The organism is Microbispora sp. H10949 (assembly GCF_014161435.1).
Taxonomy (GTDB): Bacteria; Actinomycetota; Actinomycetes; order Streptosporangiales; family Streptosporangiaceae; genus Microbispora; species Microbispora triticiradicis.
This window is the reverse complement of the sequence record NZ_JABBWZ010000005.1, coordinates 303,468-314,061: the sequence shown is the minus strand read 5'-3', so window position 1 is coordinate 314,061 and position 10,594 is coordinate 303,468. Positions and strand designations below refer to the sequence as shown.

The following is a 10,594-nucleotide window of genomic DNA, read 5'->3' as shown; positions in this document are numbered from 1 at the left end:
ACCGCCACCGACGCCACCGCCACCGACTCAGCGGACGCCGACAGCGAGCGCTCCGCCGCCGATCCCGATGAGCAGTGGAGTGATTGCCCGGCCCGTGACTGCCCGGCGGAGGGCTACCGGCATGCCTCCGAGACCGGCGAGGCGAAGCGTGGAATGCCGAGGGCGGCTTGCAACGGCGAGCCGGAGGCGGAGGCCGATGCCCTGCCGTGGGCGGAAGGCAGCGCCCGGCTGGGAGCCCGGCTGGGAGGCGACGCCCGGCTGGGAGGCAACGCCTGGCCGGGGGTGGGCTCCGCCGTGCCGCCCGGGCCGGGAGACCGGGCGTGGGCGGAAGGCAGCGCCCGGCCGGGGGGAGATGCCCGGGTGGGACGCGGGGCCTGGCCGGGGGGCGGTGCCTGGGCGGGTGTGGGGGGCAGTGCGCCGCCGGGGGTGTGGTTGCGGGGGTTGCCGGGGTTGATCCTGGCGACCGGGCATCTGCTGCCTGTTGCCAGCGTGCATCGGTTGGCCCGTACCAGCACTTTGGTGCGGATCGTGATGGACGCCGGTGGGCAGGTGCTGGACATGGGCCGCAAGGTGCGGTTGGCGACCCCGGCTCAGCGGCGGGCGGTCTTCGCCCGGTATGCGACCTGCTGGGTGGACGGCTGCCCGCTGCCGGCCACGATGTGCCAGATCGACCACGCCGAGGACTGGTGCAGCGGCGGGCTGACCGATCTCAAGCTGCTGGGACCGGCGTGCCAGTTCCACAACCGCGACCGCTACCGCCACCCCACCCGCTACACCCGCCGCAAGATCGGAGACGACCGCTGGGCCTTCACCTACCGCAACCCCCGCACCACCCGGAGACGCGAATGAGACACCAAGGCGAATGAGACACCGAGCGGACTACTACCGGGCTCACGGCTGGGTCTGTGTGAGCAGGAAGATACGTGAGTCGACGCTCACGACTTCAGGTGTGGGCGGGTTTGGTGACTCCGAACCACAGCTGCAAGGCTGCCCGGAGTGCTTCGATCTCCGTGGGGTTCGGCCGGGGCGACGCAGATGCCCAGGCCACATAGCCATCCGGTCGAAGGAGCAGGGCGGTGGGTGCGGGGATGCGAGAGCGCGCCGTGACGACATCGACCTGGTCGTGCAGGGCGAGGGTCTCTGCTAGCGATGCCTCTTCGGTCAGGTCGAGCAGCAGAGGGCGTGCGTTTCTGGTGAGCTCGGCCAGCCGGACCGGTCCGGTCGGGGTGTGCAGGTCCATGTCCGGGGCGAACCGGCCGGTCAGCGGGTGTGCCTCGTGTTCGCCCATGTCGTAGCGGACGTCTGCGCCGGCGAGGAGGCCGGCGAGGCGCTGGACGGTGCTTTGGTCGCGGAGCAGCTCGGTGAACACCTCGCGCAGTCCGGTGACATCGCTGCCGGGGGCTATCAGGGCCGCTTGCGCCTGCGCGTTCAGCACCATGCGCTGGGCGGCCGATCGTCGCTCTGTCTCGTAGGTGTCCAGCAGCCCGGGCGGGGCGCTTCCCCGGATCTCGGCGGCGAGTTTCCAGCCGAGATTGACCGCGTCCTGCAGGCCGAGGTTGAGCCCTGGACCACCTCCCGTGGCGGCGTACACATGCGCGGCGTCACCGATCAGGAATACCCGGCCGTCGGCGAACCGTTCGGCGATGCGGGTGTTGCCGCCGGTCAGTCGGCGCAGCACGTGCGGCCCCGGGCCGTCGGGCGGATCGAGCGGCACGTCGACGCCGAGCACGCGGCGGATGCTCGCCCGCAGCTCCTCCAGGCTCATGGGAGCGTCGGTCGCGGGCCTGTCCCATTCAGTGGTGCTGATCAGCGGTGGGTGGCCAGGCATCGGCGCGTAGGAGAACCCGCCGTGTTCGGTGCGGTGGGGCAGGAACGGCAGAATGTCGCCGTAGCCGGGCACGTTCAACGCGCCGGTCACGGGATCAACCCATTCCGCCGGGACCGTCGCGTGCGCTGAGCAGACGGTCATCCGGTCGTAGGTGATGCCGGGGAACGCGATGCCGGAGAGCTTGCGCGTGGTGCTGTGAGCTCCATCCGCGCCGACGAGGTACCGGGCCCGCAATTGGCCGGCCTCGCCCAGGCTCGCGAAGTCGATGGTCACCGCGTCGTCGTCCTGCGACAGGCCGACGACCTCGTGTCCCCGGCGGATCTCCACGCCCAGTTCGATGGCGCGCTCCTCCAGGACCTGCACGATGCGTCGCTGCGGCACCGGCAGGGCATAGACCGGGCTGTCCTGCAGCAGGCTCAGGTCCAGGCCCAACGCGCCGAACATGAAGTATGCGGAGTTCGGCTGCGGAGGTTGTTGGCTACCAGAAAGACGTTCATGCAGCCCTCGATGGTCGAGCATTTTCACAACTTGGCCGAGCAACCCGTTCGCTTTCGGTTCTTCGCTGGGCTCGATCAGCCGCTCCAGCACGACCGGCCGGGCCCCTGCCAGGCTCAGTTCGCAGGCCAGCATCAGCCCGTTCGGGCCACCACCGACGATGACGACATCTATGATCACGTGTTCTCCTTGGTTCGTTCCTCGGCGGTCAGTTCCAGGGGGTAGGGGGAGAACCAGACCTCCAGGCCCAGATCGGCGGCGTGCGCCGCCGCCGGCTCAATCCGTTCCGGGTCGCCGCCCAGACGCGGACCGCGGTGCAGTGCAGGTGATCGCGGATGATGCGCATCTCGCGCCCGACCACGGCCGGGTCGAAGCGTTTGCGGGAGATCGCTCCGTTCTCGACGAAGCCGGTGCCGTAGCTGATGCCTTTGCCCCTCATCGTGCTGGTTCCCTCCTGGCGGGTGAGGGGGCCAGGCTAGAGGAAAAATCTGCGCGCACGCAAATTTGCGCGCGCGCAGATAGGCTATGCTGAGCCCGTGACGACGAGACGGACGGGGTTGCGCGAGCAGAAGAAGCAGGCCACCCGAGAGGCATTGCGCGCGGCGGCCCTGCGGCTGGCTCTTGAGCGTGGACCGGACAACGTGCGCGTCGATGACATCGCCGAGGCCGCCGGCGTTTCACCGAGGACGTACAACAACTACTTCTCCAGCCGAGAACAGGCGATCGTCGCCGCCGTCACCAGCGAACGAGAGGCACGAGTCGCGGCTGCGGTGGCCGGCCGGCCCGGCGGCGTCGGCCTCGCCGACGCCGTCGTCGAGGCCATCGTGGATCAGTACACCGCCTCGGACGCGCCCGGCCAGGACGCGCTGCTGCTGATCACCACCCGCCCCGCGCTGCGCGACGCATTCATCGACACCACCACCGCGATCGAACATCCCCTCACCGAAGCCATCGCCGAGCGTCTCGGCGATGGCGACCCGCACATCGCACGGGTGCTCGCGGCGAGCGTGGCCGCCGCAGTCCGCGTGGCGCTCGAACAGTGGCTGCAGACGGCTTTCTCGTCCTCCACGGCCAGCGGGCTCGTCGTGCCGTCCGGCTCGCTGCCGGACCTCCTGCACGCCACGCTCGCACCCCTCAGACCGGCACTCGACGCCGCAGAGCAACGAGCACTCCGCCACCGGCAACGGTGAACTCCCGCCCCACGTGAAGCGTTCTCACCTTACTTCGTAAAGGGATGCGCTTATTAGACTGACCATGTGACCACGCCGTACCGGACGATCGGAAACGTCGTCGAGCATGAGACCGAGATCCGCCGTTCGCGCTTCATCTGTGCCCTGGCTCCGGCGACCACGGAGGAGGCGGCACGGGAGTTCGTCGCCGGGCGCAGGAGGCTGTACGCCGACGCCAGCCACAACTGCACGGCGTACGTCATCGCAGGAAGCGGAGGCGGGGACGGTGGCGTGCGCCGGGCGGACGACGACGGCGAGCCGGGCGGAACGGCGGGCACGCCGATGCTGGAGATGCTCACCCGGCGTGGATTCGCGGACGTGGTGGCCGTCGTCACCCGCTACTTCGGCGGGGTGTTGCTGGGCGCCGGCGGCCTCGCCCGCGCGTACGGCGGCGCCGTGGGGGAGACCCTCGACCGGGCGGAGGTCGTCGAGATGGTTCCCGCGGCGGTGGTGACCGTGTCGGTCGGCCACGCCCAGGCCGGCAGGCTGGAAAGTGATCTGCGCGCCTCGCCGTACGCGGTTCGCGGTGTCGACTACAGCGTCGGCCACGGCGTGCGGGTGGCCTTCGAGGTCGCCGTCGCCGAGGACCGGCTGCCCGCCTTCGAGGAGTGGGTGGCGGCGGTCACCGCCGGGCGGGCCGAGACCGAGCTCGGCGAGATCGTCCACCTGGCCCGCTGAAACCCGGCCGTCCCGCCGAAACCCCGGCCGGCTGAAACCCTGGCCCTGACCCCGGCCCGCTGAAGGCCCGTGTGTCACCCCTCCAGGGCGTACTGCATGACGCGGAGCTTGGCCTGCGCCTCGGCGAGTTCCGTGGCCGGGTCAGAGCCGGCCATGATGCCGCAGCCGGCGAACAGCCGGGCGTGCCTGCCGGAGATGTACGCGCAGCGCAGGGCGATGCCCCACTCGCCGTCGCCGTGCGCGTCGATCCAGCCGACCGGGCCGGAGTAGCCGCCGCGGTCCATGCCCTCCAGTTCGCGGATGAGGCCGAGCGCGGTGCCGGTGGGCGTCCCGCCGACGGCGGCCGTGGGGTGCATGGCGGCCACCACGTCGAGCACCGACGCCCCGTCGGACAGCCGCCCGGTGACCCGGCTCGCCAGGTGCTGCACGTTGGGCAGCACGAGCAGTTCCGGCTCCTCGGGCACGTGCAGCGTCGAACACAGGGGAGCCAGGGCCTCCCGGACCGAGGCGACCGCGCAGGCGTGCTCGTGCCGGTCCTTCTTCGACGCGTACAGGGCGGCGGCGCGGGCGGCGTCGTCGGCCGGCCCCGACCCGCGCGGCGTGGTGCCGGCGAGGACCAGGGACTCCACCGCCTGGCCGGTGTGCCGGACCAGCAGTTCGGGCGTCGCGCCGACCAGGCCGTCCACGGAGAACGTGTAGCACTCGGGGTAGCTCCGGGCCAGCCGCCCGAGCAGCACGCGGATGTCGATGTCCCGGTCGGCGACGGCCGTGAGGTCGCGGGCGAGCACCACCTTGTCGAGGCCGCCGTCCCTGATGCGGCGTACCGCTCGCGCGACCCGGTGCTCCCACTGGGGCGCCGTCAGCGTGCCGTCGCCGTACCGGATGCGGCCGGGTTCCACCGGGGGGCGGGCCAGTTCGAACGCGTTGTCGCCGATCGTGGTGAGCCAGGCGCGGCCGTCCCGCCGGGCGAGCACCACGCGGGGGACGACCAGGACGGTCCCCGGGGCGTCGGCGTCGAAGGTGAAGGAGCCGAAGGCCACCGGCCCCGAGCCCGGCATGCCGACCTCATCCCGGATGAGCGCCCCGGCGAAGAGCGAGGAGAGCCAGCCGCGGGCCCAGTCGAAACGGCCCGGACCCGGCGGCACCATGGCGCGTGCCGCCTCCCCCCAGCCCACGAGTCCCTCGCCGTTCCTGATCCACGCGTACGGCGCGGCGCCGGGCAGGCGCGCCAGGAGATCGTCGGGGTCGCTCACCGCGACCGTGCGAACCACCAGGGGCTGGATAAGGGCGACACTCACCCGAATCACTCTACGCACGATCTGAACATGTTCGACAAGAGGCCCCCGCATGCCGCTGGAGCCCACTCTGTCAAGCCGCGATAGGAAATCGGTCACGGAAGGCCTGCCTTCCCTGAAGGCGATAGAACGCACCTCCAAGAAATCCCTACCGTTGATCTTCCGGAGGTGTTCATGCTCAAGAAGATCGCGCCTGTCCTGGCCGCGTCCGTCCTGTTCGTGCCTGTGGCCGCCCACGCCGGCACGTCACCCACCGTGATGGCCGCGCTCGGCGACTCGATCAGCGCGGGGTTCAACGCCTGCGGCTGGTACGTCGCCTGCAGGTCACGCTCCTGGTCGTCGGGTGACAACGCCGGTGTGCACAGCCACTATCTGCGCCTGCTCGCCTCGGACCATGCGATCAAGGGGCACAACCTCAACTTCGCGGTCCCCGGCTCGACCAGCGCCGCCCTGCCGGGGCAGGCCCGGCATGCCGTGCGCGAGAAGGCCGACTACGTCACCGTCCTCATCGGCGCGCAGGACGCCTGCGTCGGCTCCGAGAAGGAGATGACGCCGGTTCCGGTGTTCCGGCAGCACATCGACGAGGCCTTCGCCGTGCTCCGGCCGACCGGCGCGCGGGTCTTCGTGGCGAGCATCCCCGACATCGAGCGCCTGTGGCGCATCGGCAAGGGCAACGGGTGGGCCAGGGCCTTCTGGGCGGTCGGCCACATCTGCCAGGCGATGCTGGCCAATCCCCGGTCGACGGCGAAGAAGGACCAGGCCAGGCGCGACCGGGTGCGCGAGCGGGTGATGGACTACAACGAGCAGCTCAGGGAGGCGTGCGCCCTGTACGGCCCGGCCTGCCGTTACGACGGGGGAGCGGTCTTCTCCTACCCGTTCACGCTCAAGGAGGTCAGCGGCTGGGACTACTTCCATCCCAACGCCGACGGGCAGCGGGCCCTCGCGAAGGTCACCTACGACGCCGGCTTCTTCCGGAACACCGACGCCTGACAGCCGTCACCCTGGCGGTGCGTCGCGGGAGCGGTGCGCGCGCACCTTGTGCCGGTTGCCGCAGCGTTCCATCGAGCACCAGCGACGGCTGCCGGGGCGGGAGGTGTCGACGAAGAGGAGGGGGCAGCCGTCCGCGGCGCACTCGCGCACCCGGCCGGCGAAGGGCCCGGTGAACAGGTCGATCGCGTCCCGCGCGACGGCCGCCACCACCTGGCGGCCGGTGGCGGGGGAAGCCCAGGATCTCCGCCCGTCCGCGGTCATGACGGGCACCGGCGGGGCCGCCGCGGCCGCCTCGTTCACCGCGTCGACGTCGGCCTGCCGTGGCGTACGGCCGTGCGCCCGGTCGGCGGCGAGCCCCCACAGGGCGGCGCGCAGGAGTTTCGCCCGGTCCAGGTCGTCCGTGGTCGTGTCCACCCGTTCCAGGCCGAGCCGGGACACGGCGGTCCAGCGGGCGAGGTCGGCCGGCACGTGCAGCGACTCGTAGCAGGAGTAGACCCCGACGCCTCCGCTCATGAGGAACTCCAGGCAGAGCGCGCCCGGATCGAACCGGAAGGTCGCCCCGTCGCGGGCGCGTAGCGTCAGGCTCATGTAACCATTATCACTGGTTACCGCTCCGGGCTACAGCCAGCCGTTGTGGCGGGCCAGGCGGGCCGCCTCGATCCGGTTCCTGGTCCCGGTCTTGCCAATCGACGAGGACAGGTAGTTGCGCACGGTGCTCTCCGACAGGTGGAGCCGCGCGGCGATGTCGGCGATCGTCGAGCCGTCCGCCGCCGCCGCGAGGACGTCGCGTTCGCGGTCGGTCAGCGGGCTCGGGCCGGTGCTGAGCGCGGCGGCCGCGAGGGCGGGGTCGATGACCAGATCGCCCCGCAGCACCCGGCGGACGGCGTCGGCGAGCTCCTCGACCGGCCCGTCCTTGACCAGGAACCCCCGTGCCCCGGCTTCCATCGCCCGGCGCAGGTATCCCGGCCGTCCGAAGGTGGTGAGGATGAGCACGGCGCAGCCGGGCAGGCGTTCACGCAGGTCGGCGGCGGTCTCCAGGCCACTGCGGCCAGGCATCTCGATGTCGAGCAGGGCCACGTCGGGCCGGGCGCGCAGGGCGGTGTCCACCACCTCGTCGCCGCGGCCCACCTGGGCGACGACCTCGATGTCGGCCTCCAGGCCGAGGAGCAGGGCCAGCGCGCCGCGCATCATGCCCTGGTCCTCGGCCAGCAGCACCCTGATCACGCCTGCTCCTCCTTGTCGTACGGCACGGCCTCGGCGTACGGCACGGACACCCCGAGCAGGAAGCCCCCGCCCGGCGGCGTGGCGATCTCCAGGCTGCCACCCACGGCCCGCACCCGTTCGCGCAGCCCGGTCAGCCCGTTGCCGTGCCCGGGGGCCTTTCCCCGGGCCGGGCCGTCGTCGCGGATCTCCAGCAGCAGGAGGCCGTCCCCCTCGACCGGATCGATCTCACGCAGGGTGATGTCACAGGCCGCCGCGCCGCTGTGCCGCACGACGTTGGTGACGCCCTCGCGTACGGCCCAGCCGAGCAGCGCGTCGATCTCGGGGGCCGCCCGCACCGGGCAGGTGCGGACCACGGCGCCGATGCCGGCGTCGGCGAGGACGGTCCGGGCGGCGTCGAGCTCGGCCGCCAGGCCCCTGCCGCGGTAGCCGGTGACCGCCGCCCGCACCTCCGCCAGCGCCTGCCGCCCGATCCGCTCGATGTCGGCGGCCTGCGCGCCGGCCGCCTCCGCGTCCACCCGCGTCAGCCGGCGTACGGCCTCGGCCTTGACGACCATCACCGAGAGGGTGTGGCCGAGCAGGTCGTGCAGGTCGCGGGAGAACCGCAGCCGTTCCTCGGTCACGGCGGTGCGCGCCAGCTCCTCCCGGGTGGCCTTGAGCTCGTCGATGGCCGCCCACAGCGCGACGATCATCGCCGGGATGAGGCCGGCGGTGAACGTGCCCCAGACCAGCGGGGCCGCGTCGGTGAGGCCGGCTCCGCCTCGCACGGCCAGCAGCAGGGCGGCGGCGCACTCCGTGAGCAGCAGCAACGGCAGGACCCGGCTCCTCACGGCGATCCCGGTGGCGGTGGCCAGCATGATGACCAGGTACAGCCAGTTGTCGCCGAACCCGGTGGCCGCCGTGAGGACGACGGCCGCCAGCAGTCCCAGCGACGGCAGGGCCCGGCGCCGGTCGGCGAAGGCGTAGTGGGTGGTGAGGAGGTACAGCCCGGCCGCGGCCGCCGCCGCCGGCCACGCCAGCCAGAGTGGGTGGGACCGGCCGTGCGCGATGTCCCACACCGGTCCCGCCGTCAGGAGCACCCAGATGAACATCCCCTTCGCGTCGGGGCCGCGCTCGCCCCCGCGCAGCGGGTCGAGCCAGGTGTCGCGTCCGGTCGTCATGGGAAACGTCGGTATCGGTGTCAGGCCCGGCGCCCGGCGCGGCGGTAGCCGTACACCGCGTAGACCGCGAAGGCGAGCAACCACGCCACAAGAGTCGCGGCCTGACGGAGGGTGGGGGCGTCGCCGAACGCGATCCGCCAGGACAGGCCCGCGTAGCTGTTCGACGGCGTCCACTCGGCGATCGCGCGCAGCCAGGAGGGGAACGTCTCGGCCGGTATCCACAGGCCGCCGACGATGGACAGGGTCAGCATGGTCGCGACGTTGGCCACCGCCGCCGTCTGGCCGGACAGGCGGTAGCCGTTGCCCAGGCCGAGCAGGGAGAACGGCACGGTCCCGGCCCAGAGGAGGACGACGATCGCCAGCCACCGCTGCGGCGGGAGCGTGACGTGGTTGACCAGCACGCCGGCCAGCAACACGGCCGCGATGCTCGGCACGACGCCGACGACCCCGGTCAGCACCTTCCCCGTGACGACCTGCGCGGGGGTCAGCGGAGTGAGGCGTAACTGACGCAGCCAGCCGGTCGCGCGGTCCTCGGCGATGCCGCTGCCGTTGTTGAACGCGCCGCCTAGCGCGCCGTACGCCGCCATGCCGACCATTGTGTAGATCGCCGCGTCGTGCCGGTCACCGGGGGACAGGCCGAGGTTGGTGAAGATGAGGTACATGACGACCGGCATCACGACAGCGAAGATCACATAACCGCCGTCGCGGAAGGTCCTGGTCAGTTCGAGCCGGACATATCCCCACATCACGCGTTCTCCTTGCTTGCCGGGGCTGTGCTCGTCAGGGCGACGAAGGCGTCCTCCAGGTCGGCCGGGACGACCTCCAGGTCGCGTACGGCTCCCGCCTGGGCGAGCGCCATGACGGTGGCGTCGGAGTCGCCGCTGCGGAGGTGGGCCCGGCCGGCCCGGATCTCCATGTGGCGCACACCGGGCAGGGTGGCGAGCCAGGCGGCGTCACCGTCGACGGTCACGCGGACGGTGGTCAGCGCCGCCGCGCGTTTGATCTCCGCACTGGTGCCGTCGGCGATCACCCGGCCGCGGCCGAGCACCACGATCCGGTCGGCCTGCTCGTCGGCCTCCTCCAGGTAGTGCGTGGAGAACAGGATGGTCTTGCCCCGGTCGGCGAGCCCGCGCAGGCCGGCCCAGAACTCCCGCCGGGCCTCGACGTCGAGGGCGGCGGTGGGCTCGTCGAGGACGACGAGGTCCGGATCGCCGCACACCGCCATGGCGAACCGCACACGCTGGCCCTGGCCGCCGGACAGCCGGTCGACCCGGCGGCCGAGCAGGTCGCCGATGCGCGCGAGGGCGACCACCTCGTCGAGGGGGAGGGGAGCGGGGTAGGTGCCGGACACGAAGGACAGCAGTTCGCGGACCGTGACCCGCTGGACCAGGCCTCCCTCCTGCGTCATCGCGCCCACGCGGCCCCGTCGTACGGCCCGCTCGGGGTCCAGGCCGAACAGCGCGGCGCGTCCGGCGTCGGGCGGGATCAGGCCGAGCAGGAGCGCGATGGCCGTCGACTTGCCGGCGCCGTTGGGGCCGAGAAGGGCCAGCGTCTGGCCGCGGGGCACGGTGAGCGTGAGCCCGTCCACGGCCCGTACCGGGCCGAAGCTCTTCGTCGCAGTGGTCAGGGACACTGCGGGATCGGGGATGTCGGTGTCCACGAGGAGAACGCTAGAAGCGCGGGGCCCGGCGCGGCCAG

12 protein-coding genes are annotated in these 10,594 nt (G+C 72.0%); 4 read left to right on the top strand and 8 right to left on the bottom strand.

What is annotated here, in order from left to right; all coding sequences use genetic code 11:
* Positions 1 to 849: HNH endonuclease signature motif containing protein (locus HHX40_RS14940; protein ID WP_182881062.1), on the top strand; the 849-nt coding region annotated here is incomplete at its 5' end.
* Positions 850 to 943: 94 nt separating this feature from the next.
* On the opposite strand, the gene HHX40_RS14935 is transcribed toward HHX40_RS14940, so the two are convergent.
* A complete protein-coding gene (locus HHX40_RS14935) occupies positions 944 to 2,503 on the bottom strand; it encodes an FAD-dependent oxidoreductase (protein ID WP_182881061.1) in 1,560 nt (519 codons plus the stop codon).
* A 28-nt stretch (positions 2,504 to 2,531) separates the two neighbouring features.
* The gene (locus HHX40_RS14930) at positions 2,532 to 2,762 is read right to left on the bottom strand and encodes a hypothetical protein (RefSeq protein ID WP_220499117.1); all 231 of its coding nucleotides are present in this window, start codon (positions 2,760 to 2,762) and stop codon (positions 2,532 to 2,534) included.
* A 97-nt stretch (positions 2,763 to 2,859) separates the two neighbouring features.
* Here HHX40_RS14930 and HHX40_RS14925 point away from each other — a divergent pair, with 97 nt between their 5' ends.
* The gene (locus HHX40_RS14925) at positions 2,860 to 3,513 is read left to right on the top strand and encodes a TetR/AcrR family transcriptional regulator (RefSeq protein ID WP_182881060.1); all 654 of its coding nucleotides are present in this window, start codon (positions 2,860 to 2,862) and stop codon (positions 3,511 to 3,513) included.
* A 66-nt stretch (positions 3,514 to 3,579) separates the two neighbouring features.
* Positions 3,580 to 4,230, top strand: a complete 651-nt coding sequence (locus tag HHX40_RS14920; protein ID WP_182881059.1) for an IMPACT family protein — start codon at positions 3,580 to 3,582, stop codon at positions 4,228 to 4,230.
* A 74-nt stretch (positions 4,231 to 4,304) separates the two neighbouring features.
* On the opposite strand, the gene HHX40_RS14915 is transcribed toward HHX40_RS14920, so the two are convergent.
* Positions 4,305 to 5,534, bottom strand: a complete 1,230-nt coding sequence (locus HHX40_RS14915; protein ID WP_310738138.1) for an isochorismate synthase — start codon at positions 5,532 to 5,534, stop codon at positions 4,305 to 4,307.
* A 165-nt stretch (positions 5,535 to 5,699) separates the two neighbouring features.
* Here HHX40_RS14915 and HHX40_RS14910 point away from each other — a divergent pair, with 165 nt between their 5' ends.
* Positions 5,700 to 6,515, top strand: a complete 816-nt coding sequence (locus HHX40_RS14910) for a GDSL-type esterase/lipase family protein (protein ID WP_182881058.1) — start codon at positions 5,700 to 5,702, stop codon at positions 6,513 to 6,515.
* 6 nt (positions 6,516 to 6,521) lie between these two features.
* Here the strand turns inward: HHX40_RS14910 and HHX40_RS14905 are convergent, their stop codons facing one another.
* The 5 genes from HHX40_RS14905 to HHX40_RS14885 are packed head-to-tail and all read right to left on the bottom strand — an operon-like array spanning position 6,522 to position 10,556.
* Complete coding sequence (locus HHX40_RS14905) at positions 6,522 to 7,103, bottom strand: CGNR zinc finger domain-containing protein (protein WP_182881057.1); 582 nt, start codon at positions 7,101 to 7,103, stop codon at positions 6,522 to 6,524.
* Between the two features lie 30 nt (positions 7,104 to 7,133).
* Positions 7,134 to 7,739 (bottom strand): response regulator transcription factor, encoded by a 606-nt coding sequence (locus HHX40_RS14900; RefSeq protein WP_111698573.1) that lies wholly within the window; start codon positions 7,737 to 7,739, stop codon positions 7,134 to 7,136.
* Positions 7,736 to 8,896 (bottom strand): sensor histidine kinase, encoded by a 1,161-nt coding sequence (locus tag HHX40_RS14895; RefSeq protein ID WP_182881056.1) that lies wholly within the window; start codon positions 8,894 to 8,896, stop codon positions 7,736 to 7,738. The genes HHX40_RS14900 and HHX40_RS14895 overlap by 4 nt, the downstream gene beginning before the upstream one ends.
* Before the next feature lie 20 nt (positions 8,897 to 8,916).
* Positions 8,917 to 9,642: an ABC transporter permease gene (locus HHX40_RS14890; RefSeq protein WP_182881279.1), complete on the bottom strand. Its 726-nt coding sequence runs from the start codon at positions 9,640 to 9,642 to the stop codon at positions 8,917 to 8,919.
* Positions 9,642 to 10,556, bottom strand: coding sequence for an ABC transporter ATP-binding protein (locus HHX40_RS14885; RefSeq protein ID WP_310738110.1), 915 nt, complete (start codon positions 10,554 to 10,556; stop codon positions 9,642 to 9,644). Before HHX40_RS14885 ends, HHX40_RS14890 begins: the two co-directional genes overlap by 1 nt.
* Between the last annotated feature and the right edge of the window lie 38 nt (positions 10,557 to 10,594).

Bases quoted from the DNA above. Each gene is read 5' to 3' on its own strand.
- HHX40_RS14895 (WP_182881056.1), bottom strand. From the start codon at position 8,896: ATGACGACCGGACGCGACACCTGGCTCGACCCGCTGCGCGGGGGCGAG.
- HHX40_RS14905 (WP_182881057.1), bottom strand. From the start codon at position 7,103: ATGAGCCTGACGCTACGCGCCCGCGACGGGGCGACCTTCCGGTTCGAT.
- HHX40_RS14890 (WP_182881279.1), bottom strand. From the start codon at position 9,642: ATGTGGGGATATGTCCGGCTCGAACTGACCAGGACCTTCCGCGACGGC.
- HHX40_RS14910 (WP_182881058.1), top strand. From the start codon at position 5,700: ATGCTCAAGAAGATCGCGCCTGTCCTGGCCGCGTCCGTCCTGTTCGTG.
- HHX40_RS14930 (WP_220499117.1), bottom strand. From the start codon at position 2,762: ATGAGGGGCAAAGGCATCAGCTACGGCACCGGCTTCGTCGAGAACGGA.